This window comes from Sphingomonas sp. MJ1 (PH-R8) (assembly GCF_048058635.1).
Classification (GTDB): domain Bacteria; phylum Pseudomonadota; class Alphaproteobacteria; order Sphingomonadales; family Sphingomonadaceae; genus Sphingomonas.
On record NZ_JBBEFX010000019.1, the window covers coordinates 1 to 15,943 of the forward strand.

Sequence of the window (15,943 nt, forward strand, 5' to 3'; positions counted from 1 at the left end):
CCCATGCCCCCATCCTCCCCCGTCTGGTTCATCACCGGCTGTTCCACCGGGTTCGGTCGCGAACTCGCAACCCGCGTGCTCGAGCGCGGTTGGCGAGCGGTGGTAACGGCGCGCAACCGCGACAGCGTGGCCGACCTGGTCGAAGGCCGCGAGGATCGCGCACTGGCCTTGGCGCTGGACGTGACGGATCAGGCCCAGATCACCAGGGCAGTGGCAGCCGCCGAGGACAAGTTCGGGCGCATCGACGTGCTCGTGAACAACGCCGGCTATGGCTATCAGAGCAGCATCGAGGAGGGCGAAGAGGCAGAGATCCGCGCCCAGTTCGACGCCAACGTCTTTGGGCTGTTCGCGCTCACCCGCGCCGTGCTGCCGATCCTGCGCGCGCAGCGTAGCGGCCGCATCCTCAACATCACCTCGGTCGCGGGGCTGATCGGCTTTCCCGCCTCGGGCTATTATGCCGCGTCCAAGCATGCGGTCGAAGGCTGGTCCGATACGCTGCGGGCCGAAGTTGCGCCGCTCGGCATCCACGTGACCTGCATCGAGCCGGGGCCGTTCCGTACCGACTGGGCCGGCCGCTCGCTACGCCAGACGCCCAACCGCATCGCCGACTATGCGGAAACCGCCGGCAAGCGGATGGACGATACCCGCGGGGTGAGCGGCACCCAGGCCGGCGACCCGGCGCGCGCCGCCGACGCGATGATCGCCCTTTCCGAGCAGCCCGACCCGCCGCGCCACCTGGTGCTCGGCCGCTTCGGCCACGACGCGGTGGTCGCGCGGCTCAAGGAGCGGCTCGCCGAGATCGAACGCTATCGCGACATCAGCCTCGCCACCGACTTTCCCGACGCCTGACGGAGTTCGCATGACCGCCCCAGCCCTTTTCAAGCCGGCGACCCTGGGTTCGCTGAAGATGGACAACCGCATCGTCATTGCGCCGATGTGCCAATATTCCGCCGCCGATGGCTGCATGACCGATTGGCACCAGATCCACCTGGGGCAGCTCGCACTGTCCGGCGCCGGGTTGCTGACGATCGAGGCGACCGCCGTCGTGCCGGAAGGGCGCATCACCTATGCCGACGTCGGCCTGTGGGACGACGCGACCGAGGCGGCGATGGCGCGCACGCTGGAGAGCATCCGCCGTCACTCGTCGATGCCGATCGCAATCCAGCTCGCCCACGCCGGCCGCAAGGCATCGACCGAGGTGCCGTGGAAGGGCGGTGCGCAGCTGCCGCCGGGCGATGCGAATGGCTGGCAGACCGTCTCCGCCTCGGCCCTCCCGTTCGAGACGCATGAGAATGCGCCGACCGCGCTCGACCGCGCCGGCATGGACCGGGTGCGCGATGCCTTTGCCGATGCCGCGCGGCGCGCCGACCGGCTGGGGATCGACGCCATCCAGATCCACGCGGCGCACGGCTATCTGCTGCACCAGTTCCTGTCGCCGCTCTCCAACCAGCGCACCGACGACTACGGCGGCACTCTGGAGAACCGCATGCGGTTCCCGCTGGAGGTCTATGACGCGGTGCGCGACGCTTTCTCGGCAAACAAGCCGGTGACGGTGCGGGTATCCGGCACCGACTGGGTCGAAGGCGGCTGGGACGCGGAGCAGACGATCGCCTTTGCCAAGGCGCTGGAAGCGCGCGGCTGCGGGCTGATCCATGTGTCGAGCGGCGGCCTCGATCCGCGCCAGCAGATCCCGGTGGGTCCGAACTATCAGGTGCCGCTCGCCCGGGCGGTGAAGCAGGCGACCGGTCTCCAGGTCGTGGCGGTCGGGCTGATCACCGACTTCGAACAGGCCGAGGCGATCGTGGGCACCGGCGACGCGGACTTCGTCGGCCTTGCCCGCACCATCCTCTACGATCCGCGCTGGCCGTGGCATGCAGCCGCGCACCTGGGGGCGCGGGTTCGCGCCGCCAACCAGTATCTCCGCTCGCAGCCGCGCCAGTATCGCGCGCTGTTCGACTTCCAGGAAAGCGCGGAGTCATGATCGTGGAGAGCAACCCGCCCGCCGCGCCGCAGGCACTGGCGAACAGCCCCCAGCGCGCGGCCGTGTTCGTGAAGCTGGGCCGGCGCCGGGGACTAAGCGCGACGGTGGAGGTGACGCCGGCCGGGTTGCTCGCGATCGGCGGCCTTGTCTCCTCGATCCTCCTGTCGACGGCGGTGCTGGTTCGCAGCGCCGCCGCGGCAAAGCTTCGGGCCGAGGGCGGCCCGGATCAGGGGGAAGAGCAAAGGCGCGCGCTGGAGGCACCCGGCCCCTAGACAGGGGCGGCATGATCTGAGACCTTTTGGTGACCATTCGGAGACCAAAGTGCCTCAGACCCGCCTCCCCCGATCGATTTTCCTCGCCACCGCAGCCGCCGCGCTGTTTCCGGCTGCCGCATCGGCTGCGCCCCAGGGCACGCTTCCTGCGGTTTTCCCGCAGCCGGTGTCGATGCGCCTGACGGGCGCGGCGCTGGAGCTTGGCAAGCAAGCCACGATCGTGGGCGCGGATGCGGCGGATGCGGAAACGCTGGCGCTGGTCCGCAGCGCACTGGCCGCTGCCGGTGTGGAAAAGGTCGGATTCGCCCGCGCCCTCCCGGCGAAATCGGACGGCACCGTCGTGGTGATCGGCACCACGCGTTCGGCTCCCGTCCGCACGGCCGTTTCGCGCCTTGGCGGCACGCTGCCGGATCAGCGCGAGGGCTATGCCCTGCTGAGCGGTGCGCACGGGGACGGCGCGCTGGTCGTGCTCGCCGGACAGGACGCGGACGGCCTCTACTATGCGACGCAGACGCTGCGACAGCTGACCGCGCGTGGGACCATGCCGGCGGTGTCCATCGCCGACCGTCCCGCGATGGCGATCCGGGGCACGATCGAGGGCTTCTATGGCGCGCCCTGGTCGATGGACGACCGCGCCCGGCACCTCGACTTCCTAGGCAGCGTGAAGGCGAACACGTACGTCTACAGTCCCAAGGACGACCCCTTTGCGCGCGACAAGTGGCGGGATGCCTATCCGCAGGCGACGCTCGACGCGCTGAAGACGCTGATCGATCAGGCGCGGCGTCACCACGTCCGCTTCACCTATGCGATCTCCCCGGGTCCCTCGATCTGCTACTCGCGGCCGTCCGACGTGCAGGCGCTCCAGCGCAAGTTCGAGGTGTTCCGCACCATGGGCGTGCGGTCCTTCTACATCGCGTTCGACGACATCGAATATACCAAGTGGAACTGCGACGAGGATCGCGCAGCGCTGGGTGAGCCGGGCCAGCGTGCGGCGGGCCTGGCGCAGGCGAACCTGTCGAACACCATCTACCGCTGGCTGAAGACCAAGGACGGCGACCAGGCCGAACTGATGATCGTGCCGACGGAATATTTCAACACGACCGAATCGCCCTACAAGGCGGCGCTGCGGGAGGTCGATCCTGCGGTGTTCGTGCAGTGGACGGGCACCGACGTGGTGCCGCCGGCGATCTCGATCGGTGACGCCAAGGCGGCGACCAAGGCGTTCGGCCGCAAAACGCTGCTGTGGGACAATTACCCGGTCAACGACTATGGTGAGTCGACCGGCCGCCTGCTGATGGCGCCCTATGCGCGGCGCGAGGCGGGGCTTTCGGGCGAGTTGAGCGGGATCCTGGCCAACCCGATGAACCAGGAGGCGCCGAGCCGCGTCGCGGTGTTCGGCAGCGCCGCATTCGCCTGGAACGACCGGGGCTATGATGCGGATCGGGCCTGGAAGGCGGCGGCACGGATGCTGGCGTCGGGCGATGCCGCCACCACTGAGGCGCTGATGGTGTTCTTCGACGCGCAGCACCTGGCCACCACCTTCGGCAGCCAGCCCTGGCAGCCCTCCGCGCCCCGACTGAAGGCGACGCTGGACGAAGTGACCGATGCGATCACCAGCGGCGATGCGCCTGCACGTGAGGCGGCTCTGGAGCGGTTGAAGACGACGGCGGACGCACTTGCCACCGCCTCCGACACGATCCGGGCGGGAGTGGCGGACCAAGGGTTCGTCGCGCAGAGCCAGCCGTGGCTCGATGCGCTCCAGCTGTGGGGGCGCTCGCTCCAGGCGACCGCGAGCGGGCTTTCGGCCGCGAACCAGGGCAGCCCGCGCGCGGCCGGCTTCTTTGCCCAGGCACGGGCGCTCGCCGCCCAAGCGGAGAAGTTGCAGACGATCCCCGGCACCACGCGCCCGCAGGGGGCGATCAAGGTCGCCGACGGCGTGCTCGACCGGTTCGTGGCCGAGGCGCCCTCGCTGATCTACGTGCCGGGTTCGGCGGCGGCTGGCGACTAAAGGCCTGTCGCCGCCTCTCCCCCGACCAGGGCCGGCGTCTTCCACAAGGCGCCGGGCTTGGGCAGCAGGAAGTGGCTGAACGGCAGCACCGCAGCCCCGACCGCAGGCGCGTCCTCGGAAAGGGCGGCACGCGCGACCGGCGCGATCGCCGGAAGCACGTCGGCCTGATCCTCCATCAGGGCGTTCACCCGGTTTGCCAATTGCTCCACCAGGGCGGTCGGAAGCCGCCCTCCTACCAGCACCGTTGCCGGATTGATGAGGCAGCAGATCGCCGCCATCGGCGTGCACAGCCGCCGTGCCGCCGCCTCGATCCACGCGTCGACACAGGTCTGCGCTTCGGGCGCGAGTTCGGCGCGATGCATGATGTCCGTCAGGCTGAAGCCGGCGGCCTCCAGATGCCGCGACAGGCCTGACAGGGAGACCAGGGTCTGCACCGTCTCACGCCCGCCGTTTCCGTCCGGGGCCAGCATGAAGCCGAGTTCGCCACTGCGCCCGTTGGCGCCGCGGACATAGGCCCCATCCACCACGAAGCCCCCGCCGAGCCCCGACGAAAGCAGCACGTAGAAGAAGCTGTTGTACTTCTGGCCAAGGCCCAGCTGCATCTCTCCGCTCGCCGCAGCCGCTGCGTCATTTTCGACAAAGACCGGGAGGTCGAACGGCTCTGTAAACAGCGACGCCATGTCGATGCCGTTCCAGGCGTCGTATTCCGGAGGCCGCCCTGGTAGCGCAACCAACTCCAGGTCGTCGGGCACGGCGACGCCGATGCCGACCAGCTTCGACGAGGGCACGTCCGCCGATTGCAGCATCCGCTCGATCGAGCGGACGTAGAGGGAGCGGACGTGATCGGGAAGCGCGAACGCGACTTCCTCCGACACCCGGGCGAGGATCCGTCCCGAGAAGTCGACCAGCACGATGGTGATGTGATCCCGGTCGATGTTGATGCCGATCGCGTAACAGGCATCCCGCCGGACCACGAGCTTCGTCGGCGGCTGCCCGCGGCCGCCACGCCGCTGCCCCGCTTCCTCAATCAGGCCATCCTGCAGCAGGCGACGCGTGATGTTGGCGATGGCTGGCGGCGTAAGCCCGGTGATCCCGGCGAGGTCTACGCGCGTCAGCGACCCGCCGACGCGGATCGCGTGCAGCGTCACCCGCTGGTTGTGGTCGGCAGCCCGTTCCAGGTTGGTCCCGGACAAACGGGCACCAGGCGAGTTCTCCATCATGCGAACGGATCCTCTTTCCGGCCGGTAGTTTGGACCCAATGCCGACACCGAACCGCCCCTGGACGCATCTGCCTCTCCTGCTCGCCGGTCTGCCGGCTGTGATCGATAACATGGCATTAATGCCGCACCCGGCGCGGGATACAACCTTTCAGAAGACAAAGGCTTGGGACAGCTTCATTGTCGCCGCCGGCGTGACTCATTGAGTTACGATATTTGATGTACTAATTCGCTCGACAGCGTAGGCGCCGTGGCACGTCGCGGGGAACGACGGCAGCAAAGGGGAGAGATCAACCATGTTTCGGCTGACCCTGATGGCGGCAGCGCGCCGACCATCTCATCCCAGAATGACACAGCAAGGGAACGCCGACGCATGATGACCGACACGCCCACCGCCCCGGCGCTTCCGCTGGTGGGGATCGAGCTTGGCGGCACCAAGTGCATCTGCACGATCGCGCATGGGCCGGATGCGATCCTGGATCAGCGTACGGTGCCGACGACGGTTCCGACGGAGACGCTGCCCGCGATCCTCGCCACCCTGGTCGAGTGGCACGGGACGCACGGATTTCGCGCCATCGGCATCGCATCCTTCGGCCCGATTGACATCAATCCGCTCTCCCCGACCTATGGTCAGGTGCTGGCGACGAACAAGACCGGTTGGCCGGGCGCCGATGTGCTGGGCACCTTGTCTGCCCCCTTCGGCGTGCCGGTGGCGTTCGACACGGACGTCAACGGCGCCGCGCTGGCCGAGATCCGCTGGGGGTGCGCCCAGGGCCTCGAGGACTTCGCCTATGTGACGGTGGGAACCGGGGTCGGGGTCGGGCTGGTCGTGCATGGCCGCCCCACGCGCGGCATCAGCCACAGCGAGATCGGCCATCTGCGCGTGCCGCGGCTGCCGTCCGATACGCTGAAAAGCGTCTGCCGCTATCATCCGGACTGCATCGAGGGGCTCGCCTCCGGCACCGCGCTGGTAGCGCGGCTGGGTGGCCGGCCCGTGGCCGAGGTCGCGAGCGACGATCCGGTGTGGGAGCCGATCGTCTCTGCGCTGGCGCTGATGTGCCACGACCTCGTCTGCACGACGGGACCGTTGCGCATCGCGATCGGCGGCGGCGTCCTGTCCGGACAGCCGCACCTCCACGCCCGCATCGAAGCCGCGCTGCTGGAGAGCCTGGGCGGCTATATGCAGCTTCCGTCCGATGGGCCGTATATCGTGGCACCGGCACTGGGTGCGCTGGCGGGTCCGCTGGGCGCGATCGCGGTGGCGGCGACTGCCGGCTGACGCGGCGGCGCCCGCCCCCTCCCAAAGTGCGTCGGCCGGGCTATAGGGCGGCCCTCACACCCAGCCGGAGAATTCTGCCGTGACCGACCGCTTCGATATCCTGATCGTCGGAGCCGGACACGGAGGGGCACAGGCCGCGATCGCGCTGCGCCAGCGCAAGTTCGCCGGCACCATCGCCATCGTCGGCGAGGAGCCGGAACTGCCCTATGAGCGGCCGCCGCTGTCGAAGGAGTATCTCGCCGGCGAGAAGCCGTTCGAGCGGCTGCTGATCCGCCCGCCCGCCTTCTGGGAAGAGCGCGCAGTAACGATGCGGACCGGGCGGCGGGTGACGGCGGTCGATCCGGCTGCGCGCAGCGTCGCGTGCGACGATGGCACGACGATCCACTACGGCACGCTCATCTGGGCGGCGGGCGGCCATGCCCGCTCGCTGAGCTGCACCGGCCATGATCTGGCCGGCGTGCACTCGGTGCGCAGCCGTGCGGATGTGGACCGGCTGGTCCACGAACTGCCGACGACCGCGAAGGTGGTGGTGATCGGCGGCGGCTATATCGGGTTGGAAGCGGCGGCGGTGCTGACGAAGCTCGGCAAGCAGGTGACGGTGCTGGAGGCGGAGGACCGGGTTCTCACGCGCGTCGCGGGTAAACCGCTGTCGCGCTTCTACGAGGCGGAACATCGTGCCCATGGCGTGGACGTCCGGCTGGGCGTGCGTGTCGCCTGCATCGAGGAACGGGACGGCCGAGCGACCGGCGTGCAGCTGGCGGACGGAGAGGTGCTGCCGGCGGAGATGATCATCGTCGGCATCGGCATCGTTCCCGCGGTGGAGCCGCTGCTGACGGCCGGCGCGGAGGGGGGCAATGGCGTGGCCGTCGACGCGCACTGCCGCACCTCGCTGCCCCATGTCCATGCGATCGGGGACTGCGCGCTTCACGCCAACGCCTTTGCCGACGGGCTGCCCATCCGGCTTGAGTCCGTGCAGAACGCGAACGACATGGCGACCACCGCGGCGCGCGCGATCCTCGACGACCCCGCGCCCTATCATGCCGTTCCGTGGTTCTGGTCGAACCAGTATGACCTGAAGCTGCAGACGGTCGGTCTGTTGGCCGGTCATGACGCGCTGGTCGTGCGCGGGGAACCGGCGTCGCGCAGCTTCTCGCTGGTCTATTTGCGCGAAGGCCGGGTGGTGGCGCTGGACTGCGTGAACGCGACGCGGGACTATGTGCAGGGCCGTGCGCTGGTGATGGCCGGAACGATCGCGGACCCCGCGGGCCTCGCCGACACGGGCACGCCGCTCAAGGCGCTGGCACAGGGCTGACGCTTTCGGCCAGATACACAAAAGCCCTGCCGGGCTGATGCCTGGCAGGGCTTTCGATGGCGCGCCCGGAACGATTCGAACGTCCGACCCTCAGATTCGTAGTCTGATGCTCTATCCAGCTGAGCTACGGGCGCCCGGTGGAGGTGGCCTAATAGGCTCGGCTTCCGGGGGACGCAAGCCCGTTGCGCAGTTTTTCTGCACGACCTAGACCCGCGTCATGCGCAGCCCCGTCCTTCCGCTCGTCGTCCTTCTCCTCGCCTCCGGTTGCGTCAAGGAACGTGGCGACTTCCCTTCGCTGCTGCCGCGCGCGATCGAGCAGCGCAGCGATGCCGAGCCGGAGCGTCCGGTGCCGGTCGCGACCGCCGATCCCGCGCTGGACGCACAGATCGCCAAGCTGACTTCCGCGGTCGATGCGGCAGACACCGCCTTCCGCAAGGCAGCCGATCGTGCCGAACAGTTGGCGCGTGCCGCAAGGGGCTCCGCACAGGGCAGCGAGCGCTGGCTCGACGCACAGACGGCGCTGGCGGAAGTGGACGTCGCCCGCAGTGAGATCCAGCAGCCGATCGCGGAGTTGGAGCGGCTGGCGATCGATCGCGCCGCCGCGGGCGAGCCCGCCTACCCTGCCCTCGACGCGGCGTTGAAGAGCAGCCGCGAGCGCGCCGATGCGCAGGTGCAGCGGGTCCGCACGATCGAAGCGCTGCTCGCCTGATCCACGCTAGTCGGCGTTGATCGTGACGCCGCGCAGCACCGGCACGATCGAGGCATAGTCGTCGGTCCAGGGCGCGAGGCCTGGCTCGCGGCGGAGGGCACGCCACCCGGCATCTGAGCGCACGAGGCGGCCGAAGCTGTCGCCGCGGCCGAGTACGATCCACTCCGACGCGGTCGCCTCCTGCCCTGCCTCGTCGTCCGTCGGAAAATAGTCGAAGGCAGCCGCCTTCCAGCCGGTGCCAGCGACGGTCGCGGCAACCACCTGTTCCATTGCGAGATAGCGGTTGGAGGTGTGCAGCAGCAGCAGCCCGTCGGGCGCGAGCACGCGGGCATAGGTTTCGAACGCTTCGCGCGTCATGAGGTGCAGCGGCACCGCGTCGGAGGTGAAGGCATCGAGCACCAGCAGGTCGAGATCGCTGCTCCGCTCGTCCGCGAGCGAGAGCCGCGCGTCGCCGAGCTTGATGTCGGCGCCGGGCAGGCAGCGGTCGAGGAAGCTGAAGCGGCGCGGATCACTCGCGATACGCACCACCGCCGGGTCGATCTCATAGAAGCGCCAGCGCTGGCCGGGACGCGCGTAGCAGGCGAGCGTGCCGGTGCCGAGACCGACGACGCCCACGCGGGCATGGCTTCCGAACAGCGTCGGGAGCGCACGCATCGCTTGCCCCACGCCTGAGCCGGGAACGTAATAGGTGGTCGGCTGGCGCAGCCGCGCCTCGCTGCCGAGCAACTGCACGCCGTGGAGGGTCGTGCCGTGCGCGAGATCGCGCGCCTCGGGACGTTCGGTGATGGTGTAGACGCCGAAGTAGCTCCGCGTGCGAGCGCCCGGAACCGCCGAGAGCCGCAGCGCGTCATAGACGCCGAACAGGAACAGCGCGCCGGCCAGCACGCCAGCGAATACCGGTCGCACCCCGATCGCGAACAGCCCGAGCAGGGCGAGCGCCACGAACACGACCCCCTGGCGAGCTCCGCCCGACAAGCCGGCTTGATGGTCGAGGCCGAGCCAGACGGCGAACGCGGTCACAGCCAGCATTGCGGCAGCGATGATCCGCCGCCGGGCACGCCCTTTCCCCCAAAGCTGCGCGGTGATCGGCAACAGGAAGTGCTGGGGCACCAGCACACCCGCTGCCAGGATCAGCAGCGGGAACTCATAGGTCCAGTCGAACAGCACGGGTGCGATCAGCCCGGCGAACACGCCGCCGAGCGCCCCGCCCACGGACATGGCGAGATAGAAGCCGGTGAGCCGTTCTGGCGCAGGCCGGTTCTCGTACATGCAGCTGTGAAGGGCGACCGACACCACGAACAGCAGCAGCAGCGCCACGGCGGCATTGGCCGCGGCGTTTCCGTGGTGGCCGGCGATGACCATGGTGCCGAACACCAGCACCGCCACGGGTGCGTAGCGCGTGAGGAAATTGGCGAGGCCACGCCGCGCGGCAAAGGCGACGGTGAAGCTCAGGAGATAGAGGCCGAGCGGCAGCACCCAGAGCAGCGGCACCGCGACGATGTCGGTGGTGAGATAGCTCGACGTCTCGATCATCAGCCCCGAGGGCACGAACGCGAGCGCGATCCACCACCACAAGCGGGCGCGTGTGGGCGCCGGGCTGGTCAGCGGCGCACGGTGGGCGGCCGGACCGCTGCGCGGCAGCAGCAGCGCGCAGGCAAACACCAGCAGGACGAGGAAGAGATAGCCGGCGGTCCAGAGCCAGCTCTGCCCCGCCAGCGCGAGCTTGGGCTCGACCAGCAGCGGATAGGCGAGCAACCCGGCGAAGCTGCCCACGTTGGAGGCGGCGTAGAGCGCATAGGGGTCCCGCCCGCCGGTTGCCGTCGAGAACCAGCGCTGCATCAGCGGAGCCTGGGCCGAAACGGCGAAGAACAGCGGGCCGATCGAGGCGCCGAGCAGCCACGGCACCCAAAGCCCCGGCTCCGCGCCGGCCGGCAGGCGCATTGCCGACAGGCCGATCGGAAGCCACAAGGCAGCGAGGGCCAGAACCGAGAGGTGGGTCAGCGCCTGCGTACGGGGCCGGCGATGCGCGAGCCAATGCGCGTAGGCGTAACCGCCGAGCAGCAGCGCCTGGTAGACCAGCATCGCCGAGTTCCAGACGGCGGGGGCGCCGCCCAGCCGCGGCAACGCCATGCGCGCGACCATCGGCTGGACCAGGAACAGCAGGAACGATCCGGTCAGGATCGTCAGAGCGAAGAGCGCGCGCGCAGGCCCGGGGCGCGGAAACGCCGGCTCAGTCCCCTCCATCATCTGGGCAACAGGTCCATACCGGTGACCCAGTCGGCTCGTCGGGTACGCAGACGCACGCGGTTCAGATCACGCGCCGAGCAGGCGGGCGGCGTGCGCCGCATGATAGGTCAGGACGCCGGTGCAGCCCGCGCGCTTGAACGCCATCAGCGTTTCCAGCACCAGGGCGTCGCGGTCCGCCGCGCCAACCGCGGCAGCCGCCTCGATCATCGCGTATTCTCCCGAGACTTGATACGCGAAAACAGGCACTTCGAAGCTGCTCTTCACCCGGACGATGATGTCGAGATACGGCAGCCCCGGCTTCACCATGACGCTGTCGGCGCCTTCGGAAAGATCCAGCGAAACCTCCCGCAGCGCCTCTTCGGCGTTGGCGGGGTCCATCTGATAGGTCTTCTTGTCGCCCTTCAGCAGCCCGCGCGAGCCGACCGCATCGCGAAACGGCCCGTAGAAGCCGCTGGCGTATTTGGCGGCATAGGCCATGATCTGGACGTTGTGGTGGCCGTCGCCCTCCAGCGCGTCGCGGATCAGGCCGATCCGGCCGTCCATCATGTCGGAGGGCGCGATGATGTCGGCCCCGGCGCGTGCCTGTGCCAGTGCCTGGCGGACCAGCTGTTCGGCGGTCGCATCGTTCATCACATAGCCGCGATCGTCCACCAGGCCGTCATGGCCATGGGTCGTATAGGGGTCGAGCGCGACGTCGGTCAGCAGCCCGACTTCGGGCACCGCATCCTTGATGGTCGCGATCGCGCGGCACATCAGGTTGTTCGCGTTGTACGATTCCTCGCCCAGATCGGTGCGCAGGTGGGAGGGCGTGTTCGGGAACAGCGCCAGGCACGGGATGCCGAGGTCGCGCGCCTCGCGAGCCCGCTCGACCAGCCCGGCCATCGACCAGCGCGACACGCCGGGCAATGCGGCAACCGGCTCCTCGCCTTCCCCTTCCATGATGAACAGCGGCCAGATCAGGTCTGCAGGGGTCAGCACCGTTTCGGCATGCAGCCGGCGGCTCCAGTCGGCGGCACGGGTACGACGAAGGCGAAGGGCGGGATACGCGGCGATAGACATGCCCCGCTGTGTGGGCCAAGCTCCGGCGGTGCGCAAGCGCAGGCCACGCAACCCCGCGTGCATCCGGCGGCCCCTTTGCGCGTTGAGGGTGCATGGACAAGATCCGCTCGGCCGCGCTGGTCGTCAATACGCAGTCCCGCACCGGGCAGGATCAATTCGAGCAGGCATGTGCCGCCCTGTCCGGCCTCCCCTTCGAGGTGGCGCCGTATCCGGTGGAGGATCCCAAGCGGCTGCACGAGACGGTGGAGCAGGCGATGGCCCGCAAGCCGGACCTGCTGATCCTGGGCGGCGGCGACGGCACGATCAGCAGCCTGGTGGACCATCTGGTCGGCACGGACACGATCCTGGGGGTGCTGCCGCTCGGCACCGCCAACAGCTTCGCGCGCACCCTGGGCATTCCGCTGGAGATCGAAGGCGCGGTGGAGGTGCTGCGAAACGGCACGCCGCGGCAGATCGACCTAGGGATGATCGACGGCGACTATTTCGCCAATTGCGCGGCGATCGGCATTTCACCCCAGATTGCCAGCACCATCCCGCACAAGCTCAAGCGCTGGTTCGGTCGTGCCGGCTATCTCGCCTGGGCGACGCTGCAATTCGTCCGTTTCCGCCCGTTCGAACTGGTGATCGGCGAAGGTGCGGATGCCAAGCGGCTGTCGGCGACGGAGGTCCGCATCTCCAACGGCCGGTTCCACGGCGGCGTCGAACTGATCGAAGAAGCGCGGCTGGATAGCGGCGAGATCATCGTTCAGGCTGTGGCCCGAAATGGTCGCCGCGGGCTGCTACGCAACTGGGGCGCGACCGTGCTGGGGCTCGACTCCCGCCGCGACGACACCGTCACCTTCCACGCCCGCGAACTGCGGATCGCGACCCATCCGCCCTTGCCGATCTCGATCGACGGCGAGGTGCTGGCGAAGACGCCGGTGACCGCCCGCATCGCCGCAGGCGTGATCCGGGTGATGGCGCCCGCGTCAGCCTAGGCGGGCTTCCCAGAAGTCGCAGCGGTAGCGTTCGGCGAAGTCGGTCTCCCTGCGGTCGCCTTCGGGTGAAAACACGCGCACGACAGGCTCCGCGCGGGTGAACTGCGGCCAGTCCGCCACCGCCTCGCCACGGGCAAAGGCGCCCCAGACATCGCGCATCCGGCGTGCAAGCACCGCCTGCGCAGGGGTGAAGCGCGCCGGATTGGCGAGCACCCAGCGGGTGCCGAACACATAGGCGAGTTCCCCCGCATGATAGGCGCGCATCGGCATCGGCGCCCAAGGGTGCGGGATGGTGAATGGCGCGTCGGCGTCATCGAAGCGATAGCCGTAAACCGGCGACTGGCCGGCAAGCAGGCGCCGCATGCGATCGGCCGGATGGGCAAAACGTGCGTCGGTAATGACCGCGGCGAAAGCAAGCTGCGCCTCAACCCGCGTTTCCGCCCGGTAGCGGGCAAGCACCGCATCGGCATCACTGCCCCAGTCTGCGCGCACGCGTGCCGCAAAGTCGGCGCGGTTGCGGATGGCGAGGCCGAACATCCGCCCCTCCTCGCTATTGGTGCCCACGATCACTGGGATCTGCTGGTAGTGTCCGTCGGCAAAGGCGCGCGCGGGCTCCTGCGGGATCACCGCGTCGCCCCAGACGGGCCCCCAGCTTTCCGGACCCAGGATACCGCGCCGCACCGGGGCCGTGCGGGCGATCTCCACCGCGGGAAGCGCGCGCAGGCGATCGAGTGCGTAGGGTTCGTGGGCGTCGAGCCGCTCCGCGAAAACCTGGCCGTCGGCCAGGGCCTCCGCTGCCGCCACGATGGAGAGTGGGTCCACCGCCACGCCGCTTTGCAGGATGGCGCGGTGGAACAGCCCCGCTGCTCCCGGGGAGAGCATCTGGTAGGAGGTGCTCCAGGCCCCGGCGGACTCGCCGAACAGCGTCACCTCCCCCGGGTTTCCCCCGAAGGCGGCGACGTTGTCGCGAACCCAGCGAAGGGCCGCCTGCTGATCGAGCAGTCCGAAGTTGCCCGACCCGCCGTCCGGCTCTTCGGCAGCAAGTGCGGGATGCGCGAGAAAGCCGAAGGCGCCCATCCGGTAGTTGGGCGCGACCACCACCACCTGCTGCTCGGTCGCCAGCAGGCTCGGGTCGTAATTGTCTGCGGCGCCCAGCGAGAAGGCGCCCCCGTGGAGGAAGACCATCACCGGCCAGCCCCTGATCGGGGCTGTTCCCGGCGGTGTATAGACGTTCAGATACAGGCAGTCCTCGCTCCCTGCGACGGGCGCGAACCGACCCTGGCCGACGCTCTGCACCGCGGGTGAGCCGGTATGGGTCGCATCCCGCTCACCCTGCCACGGCTCGACGGGCCGCGGTGCTCGCCAGCGAAGCGCGCCCACCGGCGGCGCCGCATAGGGAATGCCGAGGAACGCCCGGCCGTGCCCCGCCGCGACGCCCGACAGGAGACCGGACGCGATCCGAACGGTTTCCCGCCTCGCATCGGGCGCCTGGACGAGGTGCGACACCCGCCCGGGATAGACCAACTCGCCCTGAAGCAACGGCAGCAGACGCTTCCATCTCATCGCGCAAACCTGGGCCATCGAAGAAAGCCCCGCAAGGGGGCGAACTGCGGATGTGGCATAGCGCCCGGGCCGGAGGATGACGCATCGGCGCCATCGCTCACTTGACGGACCGCTTCGGCGTGAACGATACCGCTAACAGGGACGGAGAGGACATGACAGAAACTCAGCACTCGATTCTCGGCGCGCTGCCGGCTGACTGGCGCAGCGCCACCTTGCTCGGCCGCATCGATCGCGGCGCCGGCCCCTCCCCCGTGCTGATCAAGGACGGCATCGTCCACGACATGGCGCGCGTGGCTCCGACCGTCTCCGCACTGGTCGCACAGGGTGTGACGGATGCGACCGGCGGCGAAGCGATCGGCGACCTGGAGACGCTGGGCCTCTCACCCGATGCCGACGCGGCGGTGCGGCTGCTGAGCCCCATCGACCTGCAGTGCGTCAAGGCCGCCGGCGTGACCTTTGCGGTTTCCGCGCTGGAGCGGGTGATCGAAGAAGGGGCGCGGGGCGATCATGAGCGCGCCGCCGAAGTTCGCACGCGCCTGGAAAGTGCGCTGGGCGGCAGCATCCGCTCGGTAGTGCCGGGTTCTGCCGAGGCTGCGGCGCTGAAGGATGCGCTGATCGCCGACGGCCTCTGGTCCCAGTATCTGGAGGTCGCGATCGGCCCGGATGCCGAGATCTTCACCAAGGCGCCGGTGCTTTCCACCGTCGGCTGGGGCGCCGAGGTCGGCGTCCGTTCCGATTCGACCTGGAACAACCCGGAGCCCGAGGTCGTGCTGCTTGCCGACGCGAACGGCCGCGCGGTCGGCGCGACGCTGGGCAACGACGTCAACCTGCGCGATTTCGAGGGCCGATCGGCACTGCTGCTCGGCAAGGCCAAGGACAACAATGCGTCCTGCTCGCTCGGGCCGTTCATCCGGCTGTTCGACCACGGCTTCGGCATCGACGACGTGCGTGCGGCCGAAGTGACGCTGCGGATCGAGGGCGCCGACGGCTACACGCTCGACGGCTACAGCACGATGCGCGAGATCAGCCGCGACCCCGAGACGCTGCTCGCCCAGGCGATGAGCGAACACCAGTATCCGGATGGCTTGGTGCTATTCCTGGGGACGCTGTTCGCGCCCACCCAGGACCGCGACGCGCCGGGCCGGGGCTTCACCCACAAGGTGGGCGACCAAGTGACGATCGCGAGCGCCCGGCTGGGCACGCTGGTGAACACGGTCACCACCTCCAAGGCGGCAGCGCCGTGGAGCCAGGGCATCGGTGCCCTGATGCAGAACCTGGCGCAGCGCGGCCTGCTCGCCCGCTGAGCGCCGCCAGAACAT

At 69.1% G+C, this 15,943-nt stretch carries 13 protein-coding genes and 1 tRNA gene; 9 read left to right on the top strand and 5 right to left on the bottom strand.

Annotation, left to right across the window (positions count from 1 at the left end; translation table 11 throughout):
• The first annotated feature begins 3 nt into the window (after window positions 1-3).
• From VPH46_RS13855 to VPH46_RS13870, 4 genes are read left to right on the top strand one after another with little or no spacing between them, the layout of a single operon-like run.
• Window positions 4-849, top strand: a complete 846-nt coding sequence (locus VPH46_RS13855; RefSeq protein WP_416612182.1) for an oxidoreductase — start codon at window positions 4-6, stop codon at window positions 847-849.
• Window positions 850-859: 10 nt separating this feature from the next.
• Window positions 860-1,981 carry an NADH:flavin oxidoreductase/NADH oxidase gene (locus tag VPH46_RS13860; protein ID WP_416612101.1) on the top strand — a complete coding sequence of 374 codons (1,122 nt, stop codon included), beginning with the start codon at window positions 860-862 and terminating at the stop codon, window positions 1,979-1,981.
• Window positions 1,978-2,253, top strand: a complete 276-nt coding sequence (locus tag VPH46_RS13865; RefSeq protein ID WP_416612103.1) for a hypothetical protein — start codon at window positions 1,978-1,980, stop codon at window positions 2,251-2,253. The genes VPH46_RS13860 and VPH46_RS13865 overlap by 4 nt, the downstream gene beginning before the upstream one ends.
• A 49-nt stretch (window positions 2,254-2,302) precedes the next feature.
• Window positions 2,303-4,261 carry a beta-N-acetylhexosaminidase family protein gene (locus tag VPH46_RS13870; RefSeq protein ID WP_416612105.1) on the top strand — a complete coding sequence of 653 codons (1,959 nt, stop codon included), beginning with the start codon at window positions 2,303-2,305 and terminating at the stop codon, window positions 4,259-4,261.
• Here the strand turns inward: VPH46_RS13870 and VPH46_RS13875 are convergent.
• Window positions 4,258-5,481: an ROK family transcriptional regulator gene (locus tag VPH46_RS13875; protein ID WP_416612107.1), complete on the bottom strand. Its 1,224-nt coding sequence runs from the start codon at window positions 5,479-5,481 to the stop codon at window positions 4,258-4,260. The genes VPH46_RS13870 and VPH46_RS13875 overlap by 4 nt on opposite strands.
• 373 nt (window positions 5,482-5,854) lie before the next feature.
• On the opposite strand from VPH46_RS13875, the gene VPH46_RS13880 reads away from it, so the two are divergent.
• Together VPH46_RS13880 and VPH46_RS13885 are read left to right on the top strand one after the other, a co-directional pair.
• Window positions 5,855-6,757, top strand: coding sequence for an ROK family protein (locus VPH46_RS13880; protein ID WP_416612184.1), 903 nt, complete (start codon window positions 5,855-5,857; stop codon window positions 6,755-6,757).
• 79 nt (window positions 6,758-6,836) lie between these two features.
• The gene (locus tag VPH46_RS13885; RefSeq protein WP_416612109.1) at window positions 6,837-8,069 is read left to right on the top strand and encodes an NAD(P)/FAD-dependent oxidoreductase; all 1,233 of its coding nucleotides are present in this window, start codon (window positions 6,837-6,839) and stop codon (window positions 8,067-8,069) included.
• 57 nt (window positions 8,070-8,126) lie between these two features.
• Here the strand turns inward: VPH46_RS13885 and VPH46_RS13890 are convergent.
• A tRNA-Arg gene (locus VPH46_RS13890) sits at window positions 8,127-8,203 on the bottom strand.
• Window positions 8,204-8,286: 83 nt separating this feature from the next.
• On the opposite strand from VPH46_RS13890, the gene VPH46_RS13895 reads away from it, so the two are divergent.
• Window positions 8,287-8,778: a hypothetical protein gene (locus VPH46_RS13895; RefSeq protein ID WP_416612111.1), complete on the top strand. Its 492-nt coding sequence runs from the start codon at window positions 8,287-8,289 to the stop codon at window positions 8,776-8,778.
• Window positions 8,779-8,784: 6 nt separating this feature from the next.
• Here VPH46_RS13895 and VPH46_RS13900 read toward each other — a convergent pair whose 3' ends face one another.
• Together VPH46_RS13900 and hemB are read right to left on the bottom strand one after the other, a co-directional pair.
• On the bottom strand, window positions 8,785-11,025 hold the full coding sequence (locus VPH46_RS13900) for a spermidine synthase (protein ID WP_416612113.1): 2,241 nt from the start codon (window positions 11,023-11,025) through the stop codon (window positions 8,785-8,787).
• A 66-nt stretch (window positions 11,026-11,091) separates the two neighbouring features.
• Window positions 11,092-12,084 carry a porphobilinogen synthase gene (gene hemB / locus VPH46_RS13905; protein WP_416612115.1) on the bottom strand — a complete coding sequence of 331 codons (993 nt, stop codon included), beginning with the start codon at window positions 12,082-12,084 and terminating at the stop codon, window positions 11,092-11,094.
• Between the two features lie 92 nt (window positions 12,085-12,176).
• Between hemB and VPH46_RS13910 the strand changes: the two genes are divergently transcribed.
• Window positions 12,177-13,061, top strand: coding sequence for a diacylglycerol/lipid kinase family protein (locus tag VPH46_RS13910; protein WP_416612117.1), 885 nt, complete (start codon window positions 12,177-12,179; stop codon window positions 13,059-13,061).
• Here the strand turns inward: VPH46_RS13910 and VPH46_RS13915 are convergent.
• Window positions 13,053-14,624, bottom strand: coding sequence for a carboxylesterase/lipase family protein (locus tag VPH46_RS13915; RefSeq protein WP_416612118.1), 1,572 nt, complete (start codon window positions 14,622-14,624; stop codon window positions 13,053-13,055). The genes VPH46_RS13910 and VPH46_RS13915 overlap by 9 nt on opposite strands.
• Before the next feature lie 152 nt (window positions 14,625-14,776).
• Between VPH46_RS13915 and VPH46_RS13920 the strand changes: the two genes are divergently transcribed.
• Entirely contained in the window at window positions 14,777-15,928 is a 1,152-nt protein-coding gene (locus VPH46_RS13920; protein WP_416612120.1) for a fumarylacetoacetate hydrolase family protein, read from the top strand.
• Window positions 15,929-15,943 lie beyond the last annotated feature (15 nt).

Coding starts and splice junctions, on each gene's coding strand:
- VPH46_RS13875 (WP_416612107.1), bottom strand. CDS start 5,481: ATGATGGAGAACTCGCCTGGTGCCCGTTTGTCCGGGACCAACCTGGAA.
- VPH46_RS13915 (WP_416612118.1), bottom strand. CDS start 14,624: ATGAGATGGAAGCGTCTGCTGCCGTTGCTTCAGGGCGAGTTGGTCTAT.
- VPH46_RS13865 (WP_416612103.1), top strand. CDS start 1,978: ATGATCGTGGAGAGCAACCCGCCCGCCGCGCCGCAGGCACTGGCGAAC.
- VPH46_RS13855 (WP_416612182.1), top strand. CDS start 4: ATGCCCCCATCCTCCCCCGTCTGGTTCATCACCGGCTGTTCCACCGGG.
- VPH46_RS13910 (WP_416612117.1), top strand. CDS start 12,177: ATGGACAAGATCCGCTCGGCCGCGCTGGTCGTCAATACGCAGTCCCGC.
- VPH46_RS13920 (WP_416612120.1), top strand. CDS start 14,777: ATGACAGAAACTCAGCACTCGATTCTCGGCGCGCTGCCGGCTGACTGG.
- VPH46_RS13900 (WP_416612113.1), bottom strand. CDS start 11,025: ATGATGGAGGGGACTGAGCCGGCGTTTCCGCGCCCCGGGCCTGCGCGC.
- VPH46_RS13880 (WP_416612184.1), top strand. CDS start 5,855: ATGACCGACACGCCCACCGCCCCGGCGCTTCCGCTGGTGGGGATCGAG.
- VPH46_RS13895 (WP_416612111.1), top strand. CDS start 8,287: ATGCGCAGCCCCGTCCTTCCGCTCGTCGTCCTTCTCCTCGCCTCCGGT.
- hemB (WP_416612115.1), bottom strand. CDS start 12,084: ATGTCTATCGCCGCGTATCCCGCCCTTCGCCTTCGTCGTACCCGTGCC.
- VPH46_RS13860 (WP_416612101.1), top strand. CDS start 860: ATGACCGCCCCAGCCCTTTTCAAGCCGGCGACCCTGGGTTCGCTGAAG.